The sequence below is a fragment of the Bradyrhizobium sp. SPXBL-04 genome, assembly GCF_051853035.1.
GTDB classification, from domain to species: domain Bacteria; phylum Pseudomonadota; class Alphaproteobacteria; order Rhizobiales; family Xanthobacteraceae; genus Bradyrhizobium; species Bradyrhizobium zhanjiangense.
This window is the reverse complement of sequence record NZ_CP182472.1, coordinates 4,874,385-4,895,160: the sequence shown is the minus strand read 5'-3', so window position 1 is coordinate 4,895,160 and position 20,776 is coordinate 4,874,385. Positions and strand designations below refer to the sequence as shown.

Genomic DNA, 20,776 nt, shown 5'->3' with positions numbered 1-20,776 from the left:
GGGATCGGCTCGGTCCTTTGCTCGTTCACCGTTCAGGAAGGCCCGCCTTACGCAGACCCTCAGCGATGCGCTGAAATTCGGCAAGGAAAACGACGTTATCGGACCACTCAGACCCATCCTGCAACCAAAGGGCAACGGTGTAGTTGGGCATGAGCCGACGAAGCTCGCCGACGGCGGCAAGAGCTTCGGGCTCATGTCCCGTCAATGCGTTGGCCGCGGCGAGATCTGCGTAGGCAATCCAAAAGGGATTCACTGTGATGGAGCGGCTGCACCAGTCTATCGCTTCATCATATTGAGCGAGATGGCTGTGCGCATGACAGGCGTAGAAGTACCACGTGCTTAGGAGCGGATCGCGGGGGCTGAGCTGGATGGCCATTTGGAGAGGGGCAAATGCCTCCGCAGATCGGCCAACACGTATCTTGGCAGCGCCCAGCGCGCCATGAGCCGGGGCGAGACTAGGATTTATCCCGATTGCCGCCATATACTCGCTGACAGCAGCGTCGAGATTCCTGCCCTTGGCGCGTTGGATCTCGCCCTTTACAAAATGTGCCATTGCGTCGCTGGGAAACTGGGACAGAACCTGATCCACCGTTTTCTCAGCGCGCCGTAACTTATCGGCGGGTGCATCGGTCCAACGATAATTGACTTGTATTGCCAAAGTATCTGCCAACCCCACGAGGGCCTTAGGGTAGCCGGGGTCGATCTGCAGTGCGCGCTCGAAGAGGGCACCCGACTCGGCTACCTGTTCGCGCGAATAGGGACGATTGAGCACGGCCAGGCCCTGCATTGTAAGATCGACCGCGTCGGGATTATTGGGCCGCGCAACCTCCGCGTCGCGGCTTTCGTGGTCAGTCAGCTCGAGATCAAGCCGCCGCGCCAATCCACCCGTGATGACATCCTGAAGCTGCAACGATTTGGACCACTCACCGTCGACGCTCTCCGACCAGATCTGGGCGCCGGTTCGCGTATCGATCAGCCGGGCGTTGATCCGGACAATCGACTCCGTTCGGCGCAAACTACCGTCGAGGATATAACGGACGCCGAGTTCGCGGCGAACGCGCTTTGGGTCAACGTTCTTATAGGCACGGGCTGTACTCGGCGCGATCACGAAGCTGTCCTCGATCCGCGAGAGATCGGAGCTTAGATCGTCAGCAACACCTTCCGCAAAGTACTCCTGCTCGGGTTCGTTGCTCAAATTCGTGAATGGCAGCACGACAATCGATAGACGATGCTTCACCAATTGTGGCTCATTCCATCGCATGTACCAGTAACCAAGACCGCCGCCAGCCATGAGCAGGAGAAGCGCCATTGTAAGACCCATCCGAGCTCGCCGGCTATGCGCAGGCCACTGGACAAACGGAAAGCCCGAAATGACCGGCAGCGTATCGGAGAGCTGCGAAGCATAGACTCGGACTGGGAGAGCGATATTTTTGAGGTTCTGCTCGCCCAGATCGGCGAACTCGACCCCGACCTTGCCACGGACTTGATCGTAGGCGGCCGAAGATATGCAGATGCCGCCGGCCTTCGCGATGCCTTCAAGCCGCGCCGCGACATTCACGCCATCGCCAAAGATGTCATTCGGCTCGACAATCACATCGCCGATATTAATTCCCACGCGGAAGACTATGCGCTTGGCTTCTGGATCATCGATTGTCAGTTCCTTGACGCGGGTCTGAAATTGTACCGCAGCTCGAACCGCTTCGACCGCGCTTGGAAATTCCGCCAAGAAGCCATCGCCGGTGTTCTTGACGATGCGGCCACCGTGTTCGGCAACTGCCGGGCCGACTGCGTCCGTCAAAAGCGCAGTCAGTTTGGCATGCGTTGCCTCTTCGTCATTGTGCATGAGCCGCGAATAGCCGGCCACGTCAGCGGCCAATATCGCCGACAGCCTGCGCGCGATCCGGGCTGGCCGCTCCTGCACCATGGCCGGCTCTCCAACCCGCTCATTTTTACGACGGATGCGTGACAGTGCCAACCGTGCGATGTCCACCCCGAGCGGTCCCATCGTTAAAACGTTAGCTGCTCTGACCGATTGTTCAGTGGACGCCTCTATGTCGCCGATTGGACCCTGAGCGGACTTTGGCTTGACCGAGGATGCGACGCGCCCAACTCTTATTAAACTCAGAGGGAGAGAAGAATGCTAGCGAACGCGAAGGTGGCCACCCGTCTTCCAGCCAAGGACCTAGATCGGGCGCGGGCGTTCTATTCCGAAAAACTCGGGCTCGACCCTGTCGAACAACGCGAAGGTGGACTGCGCTACATCTGCGCAAGTGGCGAGTTTGCGATATTCATCTCGGCCGGAGTGCAATCCGGCACGCACACGCAGATGGGCTGGGAAGTTGAGGATATCGAGGCAACGGTGTGCGAGCTTCGCGCGCGGGGAGTCAAGTTCGAGGAATATGACCTGCCCGGTCTGAAGACCGTTGAGGGGATCGCCGAGATAGCCGGGAATTACGCCAGCAAGGGTATCGGTGAGCGAGGCGCGTGGTTCCGCGACAGCGAAGGCAATCTTCTTGGAATCGGGCAGCCGGTCCGGTCCTGATGGGGGAGGCGATCGCACATGTTGTCGGCGTGCATCGCCCCCAGCCGTGGCACAAAGGCCACGGGTTTGGTCCATCAGCGAAGCAACCCTCATCTAACGGAGGTCCGTTCGTTGAGACATGGCGGACCAGATTTGCTTCTGCGTTGATCCTGCGTTCCTTCGTGAACGCGCTGTTCATAGTGGAACGACGATTTTCTCGATTGGTCCCCGCTCATTGTCACGAAACCAATCTCCGGCCCGATCGTTGGCCCAATGCTCCGTCACTTGCGAGAGGAGTGCCAAATGAAGCGAACGATCCTCGCGCTCGCCGCAGTGGCTGCTCTAGCTGCGGGAGCGGTAACAACAGCAAACGCTGTTGAGTTTGGCATCGGTCCCGGCGGCGTTTATGTCGGCCCGGACCGATACTACCGTGACTACGGTAACGAATACTACGGCGGTTGCCGCACCATCGTCGAACACCGGATCAACCGGTTCGGTGAGGATATTGTGGTTCGCCGCCGCATCTGCGACTGACCGCAGTGAGTAACGGTTTGGGCCCCGACGCGTCCAATACGTCGGGGCCCTCATTGTTTCTGCCCTCAGCTCTGCGAGAGAACAAGGCCGTCAGGCTTAGCGGCGCGGTGAGCGGCTGAGGTTCAGCCGCGCACGTGCGCCATGATTATGCCGGCGCGCGCTAGGCTGCGTGCCGCATGCGTTCGATACTCTGGGTTATATGGTTTCCGGCATCGTCAGCCACCTTCAGAGACATGTCCGCCATCCGGCGGCTGGTGTCCAAGGCGCTACTGATCGTGTCGCGCATCAGATCAGTCTGCACGGCCGCCAAATCGTGAGGAGTTCGGCAGCGCCAGAGTTCGTTCATGCGATCCATGGTCCGATCGATCTGCTGTCGAACGAAATCAAAGTACTCGCGTGACACGCCATTCATTCCTTTGGCGACTGCGGTCGTAGAGTACATGATAGCTTCGGCGTTGCGGACTGAGCGTTCCGTTGCCCGCTGCGCTTCATTGCCCGTCAAACCGAACGTGCGACCAAGCTGATCAGTCGAGCGGCCCATCATCGCGGTGGCCATGTCGACGCCGAAGCGCCAAGTGTTTTGCAGCATCTCGGCATTTTGTTGCAGTAGATGGCTGCTAGCTTGGGCGACCTCTTCGCCGGCCTCAGCGGTAGCTAGGCCGATCCGTCTGGTCTGCTCCGCGGTCCTCTCGGCGGCGCGGCGGATTGTGTCCTCAGGGCTTTGGGTAGACTTTTCCTCCTGGCGTGGATTGGCCATTAGTTGCTCCATCGTTGTTGTTGGTGAGGTCGGATCCTATGCCCTCCGTCACAGGTGCGATCCTACGCGAGCAAACGTGGGCATTTCTGGACCGTTCCGGGGCGAGCGAATTTTAATCAATCCTCCGCCATTGCGCGCAGGAACGAGCGGTTCAACTTCCCTGAGGGCACCGGTGGCCACTGCGGACCCGGACTCACCGACAAGCGCCATTTCTACTTCAATTCGCCGGCGACGGCGGTCACCTGCGGCGCAAAGGCGCAGCGGCCGGCCGCAATTCCATGCTCGATATGCCTGCTGCGATGTTCATACCTGTTTGCGCCTGGACGGATACCGGCTGCAAGGCGATCGTGCGATCCGAGCCGCCCACCAGGAGGTTGGCGCCAACTCCGGCACCAACTGTGCCGCCGGCGGTCGCGCCGGCATAGGTTCCGGCCAACGCGGCGTGGCGAACCGCGGTCGGAGCATAAACGGCCCAAACGAGCTGACCGCCGGACGTGGCTCCTATATCGAGACCAAGCGTGCTGACGGTGCCTTCGTAAGCCTCGCGCGCCCTGCCTCTCGCCGATGCATAGATGCAGCTCAACTGCCGTTGTCCAGCAACGATCATGCCGACTCCGGGCGATATGTTGCACGTGAGCGTGCCGACTCTCGGTCGTCCGGTCTCCTGCGCCGTTGCCGGAACCGTGGCGAGCACGAGAGCCAGGGCCGCGCACGCTGTCGCCAAATTGGTCAGCCTTGTTTCGTTCCGCGTTGTCCCAATCATGAGGGCCTCCATCGAGCGTATTCTGATGGTCCTTCAATGCGCGCTGAGCTCGCGATGTTCCGTTGATGGCACACGTCGAAGACTGCGAGTGAGCCCAATGCGGGTGGATATTTAGGTGACCGGGCGCCCTCAAACGGCTCTTGCTCTGCGGCCCACTTTGGCACGCCTTCTTCGGCCGATTGTTCTCGCTTCTGCGTTTCGGAGCCTGCTTCGAAGCGTCTCCACTTCTCGAAGCCCCGCCACAATCGCTTGCACACGTTCGCGCAGGACAGCGCAAGTATAAACCTGACCAGTACTGGACATCGCTGCCTCAGAATATGATTTGAACCAAGAAGTCGACGAAAAGACCAAGGAAGTGAATATTCGCTAGGCCGAAGTCAGTGGGCTAAAGCTGCAGTCGCCAGATGCTCCCAGTACTCTGCCTCTGCGAGCAGTTTCCAGCTTCTGTCAGGATGAAGCGCGGCAGTCTGCCGGCAAAGTGACGCCATTGCGCGAAAGCGGCGGGCAGCTTCCATTCCAAACCTCCCATGTTTTCCCCAAACATATTTTTGTATTTTATGATGGAGTCATCATGATTATCGGAAATAACTAAATTTGTCGTTTGTTGGCAGTTAATTAGGTTCCGGCGGCGCGCCTGAGTGAAATGAATTTCGCTTTTGGCTTCGCATTGGTTTCGAATGCTTCGGTGCTCGGCCGTGTTGCGCACCGATTGCGCATCTCCGCACGATCGACGCGCTAGGCGAGCTGATCACCTCCGCTCCCAACCATGAGATCGCAATGATGCAGACCATCGAGGTCCACGAGCCCTAAGCTGCGGGGTGAAACGACCGAATTGGCATCCGGTAGGACTGAATCCGGGCCCCGCCGGGCTTCCCCTGACGGCTCGCATAGCCTATGACGCTGCAACGCAAAAATCCCCCCAAATGACCCCATGATCCGCCTCGACAACGTCAGCAAGCAAGCCGGCCACCAGATCCTGTTCATCGAAGCCTCCGCGGCCCTCAACAAGGGTGAGAAGATCGGCCTTGTCGGTCCGAACGGCGCCGGCAAGACCACATTGTTCCGGATGATTGCCGGCGAGGAACTGCCCGACGAGGGCCAGGTCTCGACCGATCGCGGCATCACGATCGGCTATTTCAACCAGGACGTCGGCGAGATGAGCGGCCGCAGCGCCGTGGCCGAGGTGATGAATGGCGCAGGTCCTGTCAGCGAGGTCGCGGCCGAGCTGCGCGAGCTCGAGGCCGCGATGGCCGATCCTGACAAGGCCGACGAGATGGACGAGATCATCGCCCGCTACGGCGAGGTGCAGCATCGCTTCGAGGAGCTCGACGGCTACGCGCTCGATGGCCGTGCGCGCGAAGCGCTGTCAGGCCTCGGCTTCAGCCAGGAGATGATGGACGGCGACGTCGGCAAGCTGTCCGGCGGCTGGAAGATGCGCGTGGCGCTGGCCCGCATCCTCCTGATGCGCCCCGACGTGATGCTGCTCGACGAGCCGAGCAACCATCTCGATCTCGAAAGCCTGATCTGGCTGGAAAAATTCCTGCACGATTACGAAGGCACGCTGCTGATGACCTCGCACGACCGCGAGTTCATCAACCGCGTGATCTCCAAAGTGATCGAGATCGATAGCGGCTCGCTCACCACCTACACCGGCGACTACGAATTCTACGAGCAGCAGCGGGCGCAGAACGAGAAGCAGCAGCAGGCCCAGTTCGAGCGCCAGCAGGCCATGCTCGCCAAGGAGATCAAGTTCATCGAGCGCTTCAAGGCGCGCGCCTCGCATGCGGCCCAGGTGCAGAGCCGGGTCAAGAAGCTCGACAAGATCGAGCGGGTCGAGCCGCCGCGCCGCCGCCAGAGCGTCGCGTTCGACTTCCCGCCGGCGCCGCGCTCGGGCGAGGATGTCGTCGCGCTGAAGAATGTCCACAAGGGCTACGGCAATAAGCGCATCTATGACGGCCTCGATTTCATGATCCGCCGCCGCGAGCGCTGGTGCGTGATGGGCATCAACGGCGCCGGCAAATCGACCTTGCTCAAGCTCATTGCCGGTGCGAGCGAGCCTGACGAGGGCACGGTGGCCCTCGGGGGCAGCGTCAAGATGGGCTATTTCGCCCAGCACGCGATGGATTTGCTCGACGGCGAGCGCACCGTGTTCCAGTCGCTGGAAGACGCGTTTCCGACCGCGGGGCAGGGCTCCTTGCGTGCGCTCGCCGGCTGCTTCGGCTTCTCCGGCGACGACGTCGAGAAGCGCTGCCGGGTGCTGTCGGGCGGCGAGAAGGCGCGCCTGGTGATGGCCAAGATGCTGTTCGATCCGCCGAACTTTTTGGTGCTGGACGAGCCGACCAACCATCTCGACCTCGCCACCAAGGAGATGCTGATCACGGCGCTGTCGGATTTCGAGGGCACCATGCTGTTCGTCTCGCACGACCGGCATTTCTTGGCGACGCTGTCGAACCGCGTGCTGGAGCTGACGCCGGAGGGCATCCACCAATATGGCGGCGGCTACACGGAGTATGTCGCGCGCACGGGGCAGGAGGCGCCGGGGTTGCGGTCGTAGGTGGCGGCGGTAGCCCGGATGGAGCGCAGCGCAATCCGGGGGGCGTGCCACGCGCGCGGTCGCACGGTGTGGTTATTGTGTCCCGGATTGCGCTGCGCTCCATCCAGGCTACAAGAGGCCGCTTGATATCGTTCGTAGTCCAGATGGAGCGTCAGCGTAATCCGGGATCACTCTCGCCGGTGCCGCCCCAGTCGGCGGGTAGCAAGCCAGCGCGGACGTAGCGATGGAGCGAAGAATAGGGCCAATCTGTCGGCGATGAGACAAGGCCGTGCTTGACTGGATTAAAGTGGATGTAGCCGGCGCAGCGCTCGAAATCGGCGTCGTTGCGAATTGTGTGCTCCCAAAATCGCCGCTGCCATAGGGCGAACTCGCCGCGATGATTGCGGGAGATTGGGGCGCCGGAAGCTGCGAGCCGGTGAGTGAACAGGCTTTTGATACGTCGCCATCTCCCGGAGAAATCAGCGTCATCGTTCGGGAGCGTCATGATGACGTGGAGGTGATCCGGGAGGATCGCGATCGCGTCGATCTCGAATGGTCGTTCGACGCGCGTCATGCGGAATGCGCCGCGAAGTTTGTCGACATGATCGATCAGCACGGATAATCGTCGATCATCCAGCGTTGCGGTGAAGAAGAAGGTCCCGGCCGGGACGAAATTGCGACGATAGCAGACCATCCGAGGAGCTTTCCCGGATTACGCTTCGCTCCATCCGGGCTACAACCAAATCGAGAGAGTTTCAATGAACTCGCTTACTTGAAGATCTCTGCCGCTCTCGCTACCCTTTCGCAAAAAGGGAGCGGAACAACCATGAAGCAACTGCGGATCGGCGATATCACCATCGATGCGGTGATCGAGCGGGAAGGGCCGTGGCGGCGGCCGCAGGATTTTTTCCCAGCCTATGACGAGGGCGTGTTCGCCCGTCATCTGCCGACGATGGAGCCGGAGGTGTTTGACGCCGCGCGCGGCATGATGGTGATCACCTACCAGACCTTCGTGGTCCGCACGCCGCGCTACACGATTTTGGTCGACACCTGTACCGGCGAGGACAAGGGCCATCCGCCGCCGTTCGATTTTCCCGGCAAGGAGCGCTGGCGCAACGAATTGTTCGCGCTCGGCATCGGCTTCGAGCAGATCAACTACGTGTTCTGCACGCATCTGCATATCGACCACACCGGCTGGAATACCACCTTGCGCGACGGGCGCTGGGTGCCGACGTTCCCGAACGCGAAGTACGTCTTCCACAAGCGCGAGTACGCGGCCTGGGAGGCCGAGCACGCCAAGGGAAACAACCCGCCCGGCACCGTGTTTCGCGACAATTGCCTGCCGATCGTCGAAGCGGGACAGGCGCTATTGGTCGATGACGACTACGCGCTCGACGACACCGTGACGCTGACGCCGACGCCGGGGCATTCGCCCTGTCATTGCTGCGTGAACATTGTCTCGAAGGGCCAGCGCGCGGTGGTCGCTGGCGATCTCATGCATCATCAGATCCAGTGCCGCGAACCGGACTGGTCGGCGAAGCCGGATTGGGATCCGAAGCAGTCGGCGGTGTCGCGACGAAAGTTCTTCGCTTCGGTTGCGGACACCGACACGTTGATCCTGCCGGTGCACTTTCCGGCGCCGACGGCCGGACTGATCAAGCCGCTGGATGGGGCGTTTGATTACAAGTTCAAGCGGGAGTGAGGCAGCGAACTAGTCGCGAGGCTCATGTCCCGGACGCGGTGCGGCACGCAGTGACGCGCCGCTCAGCCGGGACCCATCTCTCGGACTGCGTGTGGAAACATGGGCCCCGGCTCTGCAGCGCATCGCTGAGAGCGCTGCGCTGCGTCCGGGGCACGAGCTTCTTGCAGTACGCGCCACTACGCGCTGGTCTCGCACTTCTTCATAAAGCTGTTCTTGGCGGCGCCGGCGAGCGGCTTGCCGTCGGCGCCGACGGCCTTGGGCGCGCAGGCGTCGGCCTTGCACTTCTTCAGGAACGAGGTCTTGGCGGCACCGGCCAGGGGCTTGCCGTCCTTGCCGATCGCTTTGCTCTCGCACGTTTCTTGCGCGAAGGCCGAGCCCGCTGCAAAGGTGGCAACGATCGCCGCCAGGAAAATCCGCTTCATCATGGGTGTCTCCCTAAACCAGAAATGGCAGGAGGATTGGAGCCGGGAATCGTGGCGCAATCAAGCAGGATGAACGGGCGTAGTCGGTTCGGCCTGCCGATTTTTCGGGCGCGATCGGCAAACGCCCCCACTTATTGCACTGCTCGCTGACCAGGCCGGGCGATCCTGCTAGCTTCAGACGGTTGAGATAGAGAGGGAGCATCGTGATGGACGCCGTGATCCCGATAGACCGGGAAGCCGCCGACCGGCATTCTCACCTGGTTCAGCCGCAAGAGATGGACTGGCAAAAGACGCGGTTTCCAGGTTGCGAGGCCAAGACCCTGCTGTTCGATCGCAGCAGCGGTCTGATGACCGCGTTGATGCGCTTTGCGCCGGGATCGGTGCTGCCCGATCACGAGCATGTCGGCATCGAGCAGAGCTACGTCATTGAGGGCGCGCTCGTCGACAAGGAAGGGCCGGCCAAGGGGATCGCCTGCAAGGCCGGGGAATTCATCTGGCGCGAGGCGGGCAGCCGGCACGCCGCCTGGTGCCCGGACGGCGCCTTGATCCTGGCGATCTTCCAGGTGCCGAACAAGTTCTTCGAAGCCGACGGCCGTGTCGTCGATGCCGCCGGTCAGGATTGGGACGAGACGTGGGGGCACACCGACGCGCAGCGGGCGCGGAGCATTTAGCGATCTCATACGCCCCGCGCGAGCAGGGCCTTGAAGTCGGCGCGTGCACGCTGCGCCTCGGCGCGCGCGACGTCTGAGGCGTCGCCCATGCCGAAATAGCCGTGGATCAGGCCTAGGCCCTCATGGTGCTTCACGCGGACGCCGGCAGCCTCCAGTGCCCGCGCATAGGCCGCGCCTTCGTCGCGCAGCGGATCGAACCAGGCGGTGGTCACGACCGCCGGCGCGACGCCGGCGAGGGATGCCGCGCGCAGTGGTGAGACTCGCCAGTCCGACGCATGGCCGGCATCGGCGAGATAGTGGCCGCAAAACCATTCCATCACGGCGCGGGAGAGGAAGTAGCCGTCGGCATTCTCGGCGCGCGAGGGATAGCGCGCGTTCTCGCGCGCATCGGCGTAAGCGCCGAGGACGTCGGTCACGGGATAGACCAGCAATTGCGCGGCGAGCTTGATGCCGGCGTCGCGGCAGGCGATCGCGGTGGTCGCCGCGAGATTGCCGCCGGCGCTGTCGCCGGCAACGCCGAAGCGCTTCGCATCGCCGCCAAATCCCGCGACGCGGTTGAAGATGTCACTCACCGCGGCAAAGGCGTCCTCGAAGGCGCCGGGAAAGCGCGTCTCGGGCGGGCGGCGATAGTCGACGGAGACGACGACCGCCCCGGTCTCGATCGCGAGGTTGCGCGCCTGCCGGTCGTGAGTTTCGAGATCGCCCGCGACCCAGCCGCCGCCATGGAAGAACACCACGGTCGGAGCGGGCGTGGTGCCGACCCGATAGACGCGTGCATCGAGCGGGCCGGCGCCGCCTTTCACCTCGATATCCTGTACGCTGTCGACGGGCGGTGGCGGGATGGCCGCGCGCGAGGCAGCCAGTGCGCGCAAGGAATCACGGGCGCTCTGTGGCGTCATGACCGCGGGATCGCGCATCGGCATGAGCGGAATGATCTCGGCGATCACGGGATCGAGCGGCGCGGCCATGACAGGTCCTCCAGGGTTCTTGGTCTTGCTTGCGGGTTAGCATAGATTTTGCGCGCCGCATCGGCAACCGGCGGTTCTCGCGCAACGCCGGACGAACGGGCAGGGAGGTCTTGAGGTGGAATTCGAAACGCTGGTCCAGTCGCGCCGCAGCGTGCGCGGCTTCAGGAACGAGCCGGTGCCGCGCGCGGTGATCGAGGCGATCATCGAGAGCGCCAAGCGCGCGCCGTCGTCGATGAACACCCAGCCCTGGCATGTCCACGTGCTCACCGGCAGCCCGCTGGAAGAGGTGCGCTGCCGCAACATGGAGGAGATGATCGCCGGCGCCAAGGTCAAGCGCGACATCGTCAGCCATGGCGAGTACCAGGGCGTGCACCGCACGCGGCAGGTCGACATCGCCAAGAAGCTGTTCGGCGCGATGGGGATCGCGCGCGACGACAAGCCGATGCGCCAGGACTGGGTGCTGCGCGGCTTCCGCCAGTTCGACGCGCCGGTCTCGCTGGTCTTGACCTACGACCGCGTGCTCGATCCCGGCGCGGTCTGCCATTTCGATCTCGGCGCGCTCTGCTACGGCATCGTGCTCGCGGCGTGGGACCGCGGCCTCGGTTCGGTGATCAACGGACAAGGCATCATGCGCTCCGACATCGTGCGCGAGGTCGCGAAGATTCCGGAGGACGAGGTGATCATGACCTGCGTCGCGATGGGCTATCCCGACGACGGCTTTGCCGCGAATGCCGTTCGCTCGGACCGCGAACTTAACGAGGAGTTCGTGCGGTACGTGGGTTTTGCCGATTAGCACGATGAAGAGGAGATTGTTCTCTGGCGAAAATTTTTTTGGTGCGGAGTCGCTGGCAAGCTCTTGCAATCTCGAAGGTGCGGGAGGAACAATATGCAGACTGAGAGGTTTGTTGCTGGCGCGAGGGAATTGAGATGCGGCGGCTGGCTAGCCTGGTTCGATGGTTCTTCGGTCCGCGAGTGCGGCGCCCGATCGATGATGATCCAAGTCTTCCTTTCACACCCGAAGAGTTTGGCCGGCTGATCCGCAGCGGCAAGCACGAGGACATGAAGCTGCTGGCTGACGGGCTGGCCTGCCGCTCTATTCCGCACCGCGCCAAATATCGCGCGACGCACTAGCCGGTTCGCGGCGCCGTCGACGCGCTCACCTCGTGAGCGCGACCGGCTTGAACGCGGTCACCAGCGCCTTTTCCAGCTTTCCGGCCATCCCGCGCAGTATGTCGTAGGCTTCCACGCGCGGCATGGTCGGCTTGTAATGCCGGTGCTCGATGAGCGCTGCGAAGATGTCGGAAATCGTGAGAATTCGCACGATGTCGCCAATGGTTTCGGCGCAGAGGGCATCCGGATACCCGCTCCCGTCGAGATATTCGTGATGATGACGCACGGCATCGAGGATCTCCGGCGAAATCTCGGCGTGCCCCTTCAGAAACTCGTAGCCAGCGGCCGGGTGGGTCTCGATCAGGGCGCGCTCTTCGGAATCGAGACGACCCGGCTTGTCGAGGATGGCGAGCGGGATCTGTGCCTTGCCGATGTCGTGGAACATGGCCGCCGAGTAGAGGCGCTCCAGATCGGCTCTTCCGACGCCGAGGCTCAGGCCGAAGTCGATGGCGACTCCGGTCACGATCAGGCAGTGCTGGTAGGTTCCTTCGTGATGGCGCCGCACCGTCGTGAGCCATTCCGACAGACCATGCTCAGTGATGCGATCGGCAATCTGGCGGCCGGCTTCCTTGGTGCCGTCCACGTCGAGCGGTTGGTCGAGGGTGACCGCCGTGAACATCGAGGCGAACGCGGTTGCCCCGATCTCAACTGCGTCGTCAAACTGTGCAGTCTCGCCTGACGAGGCAGAGGACGGATCGGCCGGATCAGACAGCGCCAATAGCAATTTGGCCCGGCTGATCGTGCCGGGCAGGACGAGCGTCGCTCCAAGCGCATAGGCTTGCGAAACGCCGACGTGAGACGTGTCCTCGATGAGGAAGATCCGCTTCTTCGCTTTGGCCAATTTGCCGGCCCGTTTCTTGATGGCCGCGATGTTGTCGAGGTCGCGAAGCTCTGCGCGGATGACGATGGCGAACGGAACCTGCGACAGCTTGGCCTCGGCGTCGAGCCGTTCGCCCGCGATGGCGAAACGCTCCTCGAGAATCGAGCAGACACGCGCCAGCTTGTCGGACGTGTCGGCCAGCACATGCACGAAGGGGCGGGCCGCCTCGGTACCCCGGATGTCACGATCGAGCGGCCTGAGCGTGGTTCGCGGGTTCAGCACGGTTTGACCTTCGATGTCGTGGGGTCCAATGTGCGGGATGAATTCTCGGCTTATTTGCTTTAGGCGGAATTCCGCGTAGCGGTTGCCGGCGCGCTCGCCGGCTTCTTCTTGCCGCCTGCGGTGACGAAGTGGAGTCCCGCGGTGGTGCCATCGATCCAGACCAGTTCGCAGCGCCGAAAGGCGAGCCCCATCGATGACAGCACCATGAAGAATTCCTTGGCCTGGAGCACGTCCAGCGTACCCTCGACCTCGACCTTCGCACCTGTCTGCGATACGTCGAGCAGAACACAGCTGCGCCGCCAAGTGCCGTCTGAGCCCATCAGGTTGACGGGCTGCCGGTGATCCATCCGAACGCGCCCCGCCTTGCGGCCATCGAATCTCATTGCTTGTCCCCCAATCTTGCGCTGCGATGTGCCCTATCGTTTGTCTTGGCGTTTGCGGTGATTTCCCCCCAGCGCACCGTCCATTGGCTGGTCGACAGAAGCAGCGTGTCGAAGATCCGTTGCGCGCGTTCGCGCTCGGCAAAGGAAAGCCGTCGGCCGCTGCGGTTGCTCAGGATAGCCAGCGTGGTCTGCCAATTCAGTCGCGACGCACGGCAGGCCATGACCAGACCCTCGCAATCCTCATCGGCCATGATGTGCTCGATGATGTCGAGCGGCGCCCCTGAAAGCACCGATAGCGCCGTGAAGAGATTGGCGGTCTCGCCACGGATCGCGAAGCGGTTGACGGTGGAATCGTTGAGCTTGCCGACGCGGTTGAGGGCGACGATCTCCGGCCTCGCGCTCGCATAGGCCGCCTGGCAGGGCAGCTTGGGCGGTGCCAAGATGGTAGTTGCGCTCGATGTCGCGTTGTGCGGCCTCGTTGACGAGGCGTTGAGCTTCGGCGGCCTTTCCTGGCCGTTGGAGGCGGACAGCAGTTTTCGCACGATGAGCTCGGGCGTATCTGGCCTGAGCGCGAGCGCCTTCGTGATCTCGTCGTCCTGCCCGGCCCGGGCGATCAGCGTGGAATAGGCGGCCTCCGAGAGCTTGGCCCCGGGATTACCGATCAACGCAAGGTAGACGGCGCGGCTGCCGCTCTTGATCAGCGCCTCGGTCAGCGGCGGCTCGATGCGCTCGCGGGCGGCGATGGCGCATTGTTGCCGTTCGCCGCCCGAGGCGGCGATCGTCTCGAGATCGACCCTGGAGAGGGTCTGCGATTTGAGCAGGATAGGGCACGCGACGTCCGGATCGTGGTGTGCGGCAAGACGCAATGAGGTCTTCGGCGGGGCCACATTGAGTTCGGCAAGCGCGGTGCTGAGCTGAATTAGCGCGCTGGTATCGACGCGATCCGTCAAGCGCAGCAAAACGCCGTCGACCACATTGGCAAGCAGCTCCTGACGCCGGTGGCGACTGCCGGTGAGCAATTGCACAATGCCCGCAAGGATCCGAGCGCAGCGGTCCAGCGGACAGGAGGCGACCGCATCTTCCAACTCGACCAAAATATCAGCAGGCGAATTTGCCATCATGGCAGGAGCCTGAATCGAAATAAATTTGACGATTTAACGAGCGTTATTGCGCCTCAAAATTCTTAATTTTTGATTTTGGAAATTAAATGTCGGGGTATTAATGCACCGCCGCAATTCCGGGAAAATGCTATCGAAATTTGGCAAGACTTGACGCCTTCGACTTGTCCTTTCACTTGGACTCTTCTCAACTGAACAGGACCCGTTAGGCTTTACTCATCAGGTCCAACGGCGAATCAAAGGGAGAAGCGAACCGGCACAGTTGCCGGATGTGCGTCGGTTGCGCCATATTGCCATGAACAGCATTGATGACGTGCCAAGGTTGGCACCAAAGATATTTCGCTTTTCAGACGTCGACGAATTTCGGAACGCCATACGAGGCCTGGATTTCGAGTTCACGCCTTTCGTACGAAGGATTTCTGCTGAGCAGACCATTTTGTCGCTGCCCGGTTGCGACGTAAATTTGACGCGTGCATTTCCGCGCGTGGTTGACGGACAACTCGTCGAGAGTTGCACGGCGATCGGGTTCACGATGGACGACCTCGATGTCCCTATTCGATTCAATGGCGCGCAGCGCGCGCGCCCAGTCGTCGTCATTGGCAGCGGCGGAGCCGCCTACACGAGCATCGAGGAGGTGCAGCGGCAAATTGCCTCGGTGATGTTCAGGCCGGAGGTGACGGACCGCGGCTGGCCACGGGTAACCCTGAGCTTCCAGATTTTCGAAACGAGCGCCGCGAGCCTGGCCCGATTGCGCAGCGTGGTTCGCGAGGTGTTGGTCGCGGCGTCAGAGCCCATCGACGCATCAGACGTGCCGCTCAAGGCAGCCGCAATGAAAGAATCCCTGCTTGCCGCCGTTGACGGCGCATTCGAGAGCGTGGTCCGTGCGCGATGGACCGCGCTGCCGAATGACGAGCGGCACTTCAAGATGTTCCAGGATATCCGCGCGCTGCTGTCCGACGATCTCTCACAGCCGATCTACAGCGAGGAGATCGCGCGCAAGCTCGGCCTGTCCGTCCGCACCATGCATGACGTGGTCAGGCGCTATCGCGGCATGAGCCTGCACCGCTATTTGCGGCTGCGCCGGCTGTGGCTGGTGCGACGGCGGCTGCTCGCCGGGGCGGACAGCGTCAAGGCCGTGGCGCTCGCCTTCGGCTTCTGGCATCTCAGCGATTTTTCCCGAATCTACCGTGACCAGTTCGGCGAGACGCCATCGCAAACGCTGGAGCGCGGTCGCGGGCGATAATCTGACAAATCGAGTAGGGCCGAACGCAGGTTTCGTGCTACCGTTCGACCATGAGCAATCGCATTCTCGTCCTTTACGGTTCCTACCGTTCCGACCGCATGGGCATCCGCCTTGCGAATTTCGTCATCAATGGTCTGCGCAGCCGCGGCGAGGACGTCGAATTCATCGACGCCAAGGCAATCGGCCTGCCGATGCTCGACCGCATGTACAAGGAATATCCCGAGGGCTCGACGCCCGAGCCGCTCGAGAAGCTGGCCGGACAGATCCGCGGCGCCGACGGATTTGTCTTTGTTACCGGCGAGTACAATTGGGGCATCCAGCCCGGCCTGAAGAACCTGACCGACCATTTCCTCGAAGAGTGGTTCTGGCGCCCGGCCGCGATCGCGAGCTATTCCGCCGGCCGACTGTCCGGCGCACGCGCCGCGACCGCCTGGCACGGCACGCTGTCGGAGATGGGCATGGTCGTGGTGTCGAGCACCATCGGTGTCGGCCCGATCGCACAGACGCTGTCGGCCGATGGCGAGCCGATCGGCGAGGGCGGCAAGGCGCTGGAGCGCTCGTTCCCGCGCTTTGCCGACGATCTGGCGTGGTGGATCGAGGCGGCGAAAGCACAGCGCGCGCGCAAGGCGCCGCCTTATTGAGCCTCTTTACGCCGCCCTGACCTCGCCGAGGAAGCGGTCGAACTGGCCGGCGAGATCGCGCGACTGGGTCGAGAGCTGCTCGGCGGCGCCGAGCACCTCCCTGGCGGCGGCTCCCGTGTCGTCGGCGGCGCGCTGCACGCCGGAGATGTTGCTGTTGACCTCCTGGGTGCCGCGCGCGGCCTCCTGGACGCTGCGGGCAATCTCCTTGGTCGCCGAGCCCTGTTCCTCGATCGCAGCCGCGATCGCGGTGCCGATCTGGTCGATCTCGGCGATGACGTCGGCGACGTTGCGGATCGCGGCCACGGTCTGGTCGCTCGCGGACTGGATCGCCGTGATCTGCTCGGAAATTTCAGTCGTGGCCTTGGCGGTCTGGCCGGCCAGTGACTTCACTTCGGAAGCAACCACCGCAAAGCCGCGGCCGGCATCGCCCGCACGGGCTGCCTCGATGGTCGCGTTCAGTGCGAGCAGGTTGGTCTGCTCGGCGATGCTCTGGATCAGCGTGACGACGTCGCCGATCTTCTGCGCGCCCTCTGCGAGCGCGCGCGCGGTATCGCCGGTGCGGCGAGCATTGTCGACGGCGCGGGCGGCAATCTCGGTGGACTGCGCGACCTGACGGCCGATCTCCGAGATCGAAGAGGTCAGCTCCTCGGTGGCGCTGGCAACCGTCTGCACATTGGTCGAGGTCTGTTCGGAGGCAGCGGCGACGATGGCGGCCTGGCTGTTGGTCTGGGCCGCCGTCGACGTCATCGACTGCGCGGTGGTCTCCATCGTGGAGGAGGCCTGCGAGAGGCCGCCGACGAGCTCGGTAATCTTGGCCTCGAAGGCACGGGTGAGGTCGTCGAGCGCCTGAGCGCGGCGCATCTTGCCGTCGTTCTCGGCCTGCTTCTCGGCCGCAAGCCGGTCGGCCCGGATCATGTTGTCCTTGAACACCTGGACGGCGGCGGCCATCGCCCCGATCTCGTCGGAGCGCTCGGCGCCGGGGATGCTTTCCGCAACTTCGCCGTCGGCGAGCCGCGACATCCGCGTGGTCAGGCTGACAATCGGCGCGCAGACGCGGCGGCGCACGGTCACGATGAGGCCGGCGCTCGCGATCAGCACGGCGGCAAGGCCTGCAAGCGCGATGGTGAAGCTGGTGCGCGCGCCCGAAGACGCGCCGGCGAGGATCTCTTCGGCGTTGTCGTAGAAGGCGTCGCGGACGCCGATGATGGTGCCGAGGCCGCGCTGCGTGGCAGCGTAATAGGTGTCCATGTCGTGCTCGTACTTGCCGCTGACCGCGCCGTCCTTCACCAGCTTGAGCTCGCGGCCGAACTCCTCGACATAGACCGCGTTGAACTTCTCCAGCGCAGCGGCGACGTTGGCCGGAGTCGCCGGATTGCCGCGCAATTCCTGCAGCGCCATCACGATCTGATCGTTGCGGCCCTGCGAGCGGCTGATCTCGGCCTTCTCGGCGTCGGTCGCCGGCTTCTTGCCGCCAACGAGATTCTTGTGCAGGCTGGAATTGAAGCCGCCGACGTCGCGCAGCGTCATCGCGATGTTGGCGTAGCTGGCCTGCCGGTAGGCGTCGCCGTTGAGAATCGCCATGCGGCGGACCTGCTCGTTGAGCAGCGCGGTCACGCCGCTGTTGAGCACGGCATTGTCGGCGACGATCTTCTTAGCGGCGTCCTTGCGCGCCTCCGCAGGCCCCGCGAGCGCCTTGTCGATGGCCTCGCGTAGCGCGGTGAATTTCGCATTGATGCCGTCGATGTTGCTGCCGATGGTGCTGCCGTCGTCGAAGGAGCCGGGCAGCTCCTTGCGCAGCGCGTTCATCCTGTCGCGGGCTCCGTCGGTCTGCTTGCGCAGCTTCTCCTGCTCGGCGAGCAGCGCAGGATCGATCGTGGCGGGGCCGTACAGGATGTTGGTGGAAAAGCCGCGCTCGGGATTGAGATAGCGCGGGATGTCGCTGGCAGCGCGGACGATCGCCAGGCGGCCTTGCGCCTCGCTGATCCGCTCCATCGTCTGATATTTCGTCACGGCAACGTAGACGGCGAGGCCGCCGCCGACGGTCGAGAGCGAGACGATGGCGGTGGTCAGGAGCGTACCGATTTTCATGATCTGTCGGGCAATTGGCGCGGGAGAATTATTGTGCACGAAAGATAGGCAGGCGATGTTAATCCCGGGTTTACGCGCAACTCAGCCGGACGCCCGGTCGAGCTTGGCGAGGATCTCCAGCGTGGCGCCGTCGCGTTCGCCTGCGAAATATCGGGCGATCGCCTGATCGAAGACGGGCTCACGGGACACCGCACCGAACAGCGTCATCGACGAGCGGAATTTCGCATCATCCGGCGCGCCCAGGATTGCGTTGATGGTCCGCCCCTGAACGGCGAGCACGAGCCTCGTGCATTCGGTCAGGCGCACCCCGAGGACGGGATGGGCGAGGTAGGCCTCGGCCTCCGCGCGGGAGCCTATGGCGTAGCGCCGCGACATGGCGCTGAAGCCGAGGCCTGCGACCTGCGGGAAGATGAACCACATCCAGTGAGTCTGCTTCCGGCCCCGGGCCAGCTCGCCCTGGACGTCGCGATAGACCGGGTCCTGGGCCTGGACAAAGCGGTTGAGATCGAACGGATCGGTCATTGGATACCTCAGGAAGCCTCACCGGACCCCTTGCCGGCCGCGATTATGCCTAACTTTTGGCTCCCAATGTGGTAGCTGGTATAGAGTCTCCGGGTGGGGGTTGGGCGCCCCCGGGGTCGATTTGGGGATCTGATGGTTTCCGACGCAGCACATGCCGAGAGGCTGTTGTCGCGCCGCCGTGTCGGGCGAGCCGAAAAGACTTTGCTGTCGCTGGCAGCGATCGCGCTGGCGCTTGGCGCTGCCGCGTGGGTTGCGGATATGGGCGATTCGACCCCGCTGGTCTCCGCCGCGTTGCCGCCGGCCAATGCCCCTTCATTCGAGGATCGTTTCGCTTCGGCCTCCGGCAATCCGCCGGCCCGCGAACTCGGCCTGCGGACGCTGGAGCGCTCCGCCCTGAACGCGGTCCAGCTCAAGCTTCGCGATGCCAAGGCCATGCTTGCCGAGAAGCTGCAGGGCGATGACTGGCGCTCGACCTTGACCGAGGACGACCAGCCCCCGGCCGAGGAGGCGAGGCCCTCGCAGCGCGCCGACGCCGTCCCGATGCCGCGCTCGCGCCCGGTCCAGGCCGATCTCGCCTCCCAGATCGCATCCAGCCAAGCGTATGCCGATACCAGCCCTCGGGTCGATAACCGCAATTTCTTCGAAAAATTCACCGACAAGATCAAGCTGGCCTCGCTGACGCCCGACAGCGGATTGTTCAACAAGGCGCCCGATCTTGCGGCACTCGGCTACGATTCGCGGACGGCGGTCTATGACATCTCGGCCAAGGCGGTTTACCTGCCGGGCGGCGTGGCGCTCGAGGCCCATTCCGGCTTCGGCCCGATGATGGACAATCCCGACCATGTCGACCGGCGGATGGTCGGTGCGACGCCGCCGGCGACCTACGATCTGAAGCCGCGCGAAAAGCTGTTCCACGGCGTCCGGGCGCTGCGCATGACTCCGGTCGAAGGCACCAGCGCGCTCGGCCGCGTCGGCCTGCTCACCCACAATTACATGCTCGGACCGCGCGGCGATTCCAACGGTTGCGTCTCGATCAAGGACTATGACCGTTTCATCAAGGCCTACGACAATGGCGAGTTCAACCGTCTGGTCGTGGTGCCGAATCTGCGCGGGTCTGCGACCGCCTCGCAGCGCGCGAGCACCGATTCCTGATATTTGCCTGCCGCGGCGGGGCTGCCGTTTCCCCTTCGTTAAATCGTCCTCGTCCAGAAGCAGCCCATGAGTGATCCATCAAGTTCCGAGACCCCGCTGCGTACGACGTTCAAGATCAAGCTGAACGGTGACACGCTGGCGATTGCGACCGTCGGCCAAGCCTATCAGTTCCTGACCAACTTCAAGTCGGTGGAATGGATGGAATTCCGCTCCCTGCATGAGGACGCCGTTGAGGCGCTGGAGGGCGCTGCCGGTAACGCCATGCTGGCAGTGCAGGCGACCAACGCCGTGCGTGCGCTGTTCGTCAGCGCGAAGCTGCTCTAGCGACAGCTTCGCAGCCCGGATGGAGCGAAAGCGTAATCCGGGTCGTGCGCGTCAGTGGCACCTTCCCGGATTGCGCTGCGCTCCATCCGGGCTACAGACCTTTTCTGTCCCAGCTTGAACTCCGCCATCGGAACGGGCAAACGGTCCGCGAAGACCGCAGCC

Annotated in this window: 23 protein-coding genes; 11 read left to right on the top strand and 12 right to left on the bottom strand. The window is 63.0% G+C overall.

Annotation, left to right across the window (positions count from 1 at the left end):
• Positions 1-25: 25 nt before the first annotated feature.
• A complete protein-coding gene (locus ACNJX8_RS23240) occupies positions 26-1,924 on the bottom strand; it encodes an adenylate/guanylate cyclase domain-containing protein (RefSeq protein ID WP_439356868.1) in 1,899 nt (632 codons plus the stop codon).
• Between the two features lie 213 nt (positions 1,925-2,137).
• On the opposite strand from ACNJX8_RS23240, the gene ACNJX8_RS23235 reads away from it, so the two are divergent.
• Both ACNJX8_RS23235 and ACNJX8_RS23230 read left to right on the top strand, forming a co-directional pair.
• Positions 2,138-2,542: a VOC family protein gene (locus ACNJX8_RS23235; RefSeq protein WP_091892982.1), complete on the top strand. Its 405-nt coding sequence runs from the start codon at positions 2,138-2,140 to the stop codon at positions 2,540-2,542.
• Positions 2,543-2,824: 282 nt separating this feature from the next.
• Entirely contained in the window at positions 2,825-3,055 is a 231-nt protein-coding gene (locus ACNJX8_RS23230; protein WP_128934188.1) for a hypothetical protein, read from the top strand.
• A 160-nt stretch (positions 3,056-3,215) separates the two neighbouring features.
• Here the strand turns inward: ACNJX8_RS23230 and ACNJX8_RS23225 are convergent, their stop codons facing one another.
• The 3 genes from ACNJX8_RS23225 to ACNJX8_RS23215 all read right to left on the bottom strand — a co-directional run bounded on the left by ACNJX8_RS23225 (position 3,216) and on the right by ACNJX8_RS23215 (position 5,281).
• Entirely contained in the window at positions 3,216-3,812 is a 597-nt protein-coding gene (locus ACNJX8_RS23225) for a phasin family protein (protein WP_128934187.1), read from the bottom strand.
• A gap of 238 nt (positions 3,813-4,050) precedes the next feature.
• Positions 4,051-4,575 (bottom strand): DUF992 domain-containing protein, encoded by a 525-nt coding sequence (locus ACNJX8_RS23220; protein ID WP_128941920.1) that lies wholly within the window; start codon positions 4,573-4,575, stop codon positions 4,051-4,053.
• Positions 4,576-4,960: 385 nt separating this feature from the next.
• Positions 4,961-5,281: a hypothetical protein gene (locus ACNJX8_RS23215; protein WP_439356867.1), complete on the bottom strand. Its 321-nt coding sequence runs from the start codon at positions 5,279-5,281 to the stop codon at positions 4,961-4,963.
• Between the two features lie 225 nt (positions 5,282-5,506).
• Here ACNJX8_RS23215 and ACNJX8_RS23210 point away from each other — a divergent pair, with 225 nt between their 5' ends.
• Positions 5,507-7,129 (top strand): ABC-F family ATP-binding cassette domain-containing protein, encoded by a 1,623-nt coding sequence (locus ACNJX8_RS23210; protein ID WP_128947741.1) that lies wholly within the window; start codon positions 5,507-5,509, stop codon positions 7,127-7,129.
• Positions 7,130-7,280: 151 nt separating this feature from the next.
• Here ACNJX8_RS23210 and ACNJX8_RS23205 read toward each other — a convergent pair whose 3' ends face one another.
• On the bottom strand, positions 7,281-7,802 hold the full coding sequence (locus ACNJX8_RS23205; RefSeq protein ID WP_439356866.1) for an REP-associated tyrosine transposase: 522 nt from the start codon (positions 7,800-7,802) through the stop codon (positions 7,281-7,283).
• 132 nt (positions 7,803-7,934) lie between these two features.
• On the opposite strand from ACNJX8_RS23205, the gene ACNJX8_RS23200 reads away from it, so the two are divergent.
• Positions 7,935-8,810 (top strand): MBL fold metallo-hydrolase, encoded by an 876-nt coding sequence (locus ACNJX8_RS23200; RefSeq protein WP_249761285.1) that lies wholly within the window; start codon positions 7,935-7,937, stop codon positions 8,808-8,810.
• A gap of 176 nt (positions 8,811-8,986) precedes the next feature.
• On the opposite strand, the gene ACNJX8_RS23195 is transcribed toward ACNJX8_RS23200, so the two are convergent.
• Complete coding sequence (locus ACNJX8_RS23195; protein ID WP_091892990.1) at positions 8,987-9,235, bottom strand: hypothetical protein; 249 nt, start codon at positions 9,233-9,235, stop codon at positions 8,987-8,989.
• 203 nt (positions 9,236-9,438) lie between these two features.
• Between ACNJX8_RS23195 and ACNJX8_RS23190 the strand changes: the two genes are divergently transcribed.
• On the top strand, positions 9,439-9,903 hold the full coding sequence (locus tag ACNJX8_RS23190) for a cupin domain-containing protein (RefSeq protein WP_128941924.1): 465 nt from the start codon (positions 9,439-9,441) through the stop codon (positions 9,901-9,903).
• A 5-nt stretch (positions 9,904-9,908) separates the two neighbouring features.
• Here ACNJX8_RS23190 and ACNJX8_RS23185 read toward each other — a convergent pair whose 3' ends face one another.
• Positions 9,909-10,871: an alpha/beta hydrolase gene (locus ACNJX8_RS23185; RefSeq protein ID WP_439356865.1), complete on the bottom strand. Its 963-nt coding sequence runs from the start codon at positions 10,869-10,871 to the stop codon at positions 9,909-9,911.
• 115 nt (positions 10,872-10,986) lie between these two features.
• Between ACNJX8_RS23185 and ACNJX8_RS23180 the strand changes: the two genes are divergently transcribed.
• A complete protein-coding gene (locus ACNJX8_RS23180; protein WP_439356864.1) occupies positions 10,987-11,664 on the top strand; it encodes a nitroreductase in 678 nt (225 codons plus the stop codon).
• 134 nt (positions 11,665-11,798) lie between these two features.
• Complete coding sequence (locus ACNJX8_RS23175; RefSeq protein ID WP_128934178.1) at positions 11,799-12,002, top strand: hypothetical protein; 204 nt, start codon at positions 11,799-11,801, stop codon at positions 12,000-12,002.
• A gap of 25 nt (positions 12,003-12,027) precedes the next feature.
• Here the strand turns inward: ACNJX8_RS23175 and ACNJX8_RS23170 are convergent, their stop codons facing one another.
• The 3 genes from ACNJX8_RS23170 to ACNJX8_RS23160 are packed head-to-tail and all read right to left on the bottom strand — an operon-like array spanning position 12,028 to position 14,647.
• Entirely contained in the window at positions 12,028-13,143 is a 1,116-nt protein-coding gene (locus tag ACNJX8_RS23170) for an HD-GYP domain-containing protein (protein WP_128941927.1), read from the bottom strand.
• Between the two features lie 59 nt (positions 13,144-13,202).
• Positions 13,203-13,526 (bottom strand): PilZ domain-containing protein, encoded by a 324-nt coding sequence (locus tag ACNJX8_RS23165; protein WP_439356863.1) that lies wholly within the window; start codon positions 13,524-13,526, stop codon positions 13,203-13,205.
• On the bottom strand, positions 13,523-14,647 hold the full coding sequence (locus tag ACNJX8_RS23160) for a DUF2336 domain-containing protein (RefSeq protein WP_439356862.1): 1,125 nt from the start codon (positions 14,645-14,647) through the stop codon (positions 13,523-13,525). Before ACNJX8_RS23160 ends, ACNJX8_RS23165 begins: the two co-directional genes overlap by 4 nt.
• A gap of 292 nt (positions 14,648-14,939) precedes the next feature.
• Here ACNJX8_RS23160 and ACNJX8_RS23155 point away from each other — a divergent pair, with 292 nt between their 5' ends.
• On the top strand, positions 14,940-15,887 hold the full coding sequence (locus ACNJX8_RS23155) for a helix-turn-helix domain-containing protein (RefSeq protein WP_439356861.1): 948 nt from the start codon (positions 14,940-14,942) through the stop codon (positions 15,885-15,887).
• A gap of 50 nt (positions 15,888-15,937) precedes the next feature.
• The gene (locus ACNJX8_RS23150; protein WP_439356860.1) at positions 15,938-16,528 is read left to right on the top strand and encodes an NADPH-dependent FMN reductase; all 591 of its coding nucleotides are present in this window, start codon (positions 15,938-15,940) and stop codon (positions 16,526-16,528) included.
• A gap of 6 nt (positions 16,529-16,534) precedes the next feature.
• On the opposite strand, the gene ACNJX8_RS23145 is transcribed toward ACNJX8_RS23150, so the two are convergent.
• Positions 16,535-18,616 (bottom strand): methyl-accepting chemotaxis protein, encoded by a 2,082-nt coding sequence (locus ACNJX8_RS23145; protein ID WP_439356859.1) that lies wholly within the window; start codon positions 18,614-18,616, stop codon positions 16,535-16,537.
• 81 nt (positions 18,617-18,697) lie between these two features.
• On the bottom strand, positions 18,698-19,138 hold the full coding sequence (locus tag ACNJX8_RS23140) for a DUF1810 domain-containing protein (RefSeq protein WP_439356858.1): 441 nt from the start codon (positions 19,136-19,138) through the stop codon (positions 18,698-18,700).
• Positions 19,139-19,339: 201 nt separating this feature from the next.
• Between ACNJX8_RS23140 and ACNJX8_RS23135 the strand changes: the two genes are divergently transcribed.
• Together ACNJX8_RS23135 and ACNJX8_RS23130 are read left to right on the top strand one after the other, a co-directional pair.
• Positions 19,340-20,290 (top strand): DUF2778 domain-containing protein, encoded by a 951-nt coding sequence (locus ACNJX8_RS23135; RefSeq protein WP_128937430.1) that lies wholly within the window; start codon positions 19,340-19,342, stop codon positions 20,288-20,290.
• 66 nt (positions 20,291-20,356) lie between these two features.
• Entirely contained in the window at positions 20,357-20,614 is a 258-nt protein-coding gene (locus tag ACNJX8_RS23130) for a hypothetical protein (RefSeq protein ID WP_018322933.1), read from the top strand.
• Positions 20,615-20,776 lie beyond the last annotated feature (162 nt).

Coding starts and splice junctions, on each gene's coding strand:
- ACNJX8_RS23240 (WP_439356868.1), bottom strand. CDS start 1,924: ATGGTGCAGGAGCGGCCAGCCCGGATCGCGCGCAGGCTGTCGGCGATA.
- ACNJX8_RS23235 (WP_091892982.1), top strand. CDS start 2,138: ATGCTAGCGAACGCGAAGGTGGCCACCCGTCTTCCAGCCAAGGACCTA.
- ACNJX8_RS23230 (WP_128934188.1), top strand. CDS start 2,825: ATGAAGCGAACGATCCTCGCGCTCGCCGCAGTGGCTGCTCTAGCTGCG.
- ACNJX8_RS23225 (WP_128934187.1), bottom strand. CDS start 3,812: ATGGCCAATCCACGCCAGGAGGAAAAGTCTACCCAAAGCCCTGAGGAC.
- ACNJX8_RS23220 (WP_128941920.1), bottom strand. CDS start 4,575: ATGATTGGGACAACGCGGAACGAAACAAGGCTGACCAATTTGGCGACA.
- ACNJX8_RS23210 (WP_128947741.1), top strand. CDS start 5,507: ATGATCCGCCTCGACAACGTCAGCAAGCAAGCCGGCCACCAGATCCTG.
- ACNJX8_RS23205 (WP_439356866.1), bottom strand. CDS start 7,802: ATGGTCTGCTATCGTCGCAATTTCGTCCCGGCCGGGACCTTCTTCTTC.
- ACNJX8_RS23200 (WP_249761285.1), top strand. CDS start 7,935: ATGAAGCAACTGCGGATCGGCGATATCACCATCGATGCGGTGATCGAG.
- ACNJX8_RS23195 (WP_091892990.1), bottom strand. CDS start 9,235: ATGATGAAGCGGATTTTCCTGGCGGCGATCGTTGCCACCTTTGCAGCG.
- ACNJX8_RS23190 (WP_128941924.1), top strand. CDS start 9,439: ATGGACGCCGTGATCCCGATAGACCGGGAAGCCGCCGACCGGCATTCT.
- ACNJX8_RS23185 (WP_439356865.1), bottom strand. CDS start 10,871: ATGGCCGCGCCGCTCGATCCCGTGATCGCCGAGATCATTCCGCTCATG.
- ACNJX8_RS23175 (WP_128934178.1), top strand. CDS start 11,799: ATGCGGCGGCTGGCTAGCCTGGTTCGATGGTTCTTCGGTCCGCGAGTG.
- ACNJX8_RS23165 (WP_439356863.1), bottom strand. CDS start 13,526: ATGAGATTCGATGGCCGCAAGGCGGGGCGCGTTCGGATGGATCACCGG.
- ACNJX8_RS23160 (WP_439356862.1), bottom strand. CDS start 14,647: ATGATGGCAAATTCGCCTGCTGATATTTTGGTCGAGTTGGAAGATGCG.
- ACNJX8_RS23155 (WP_439356861.1), top strand. CDS start 14,940: ATGAACAGCATTGATGACGTGCCAAGGTTGGCACCAAAGATATTTCGC.
- ACNJX8_RS23150 (WP_439356860.1), top strand. CDS start 15,938: ATGAGCAATCGCATTCTCGTCCTTTACGGTTCCTACCGTTCCGACCGC.
- ACNJX8_RS23145 (WP_439356859.1), bottom strand. CDS start 18,616: ATGAAAATCGGTACGCTCCTGACCACCGCCATCGTCTCGCTCTCGACC.
- ACNJX8_RS23140 (WP_439356858.1), bottom strand. CDS start 19,138: ATGACCGATCCGTTCGATCTCAACCGCTTTGTCCAGGCCCAGGACCCG.
- ACNJX8_RS23130 (WP_018322933.1), top strand. CDS start 20,357: ATGAGTGATCCATCAAGTTCCGAGACCCCGCTGCGTACGACGTTCAAG.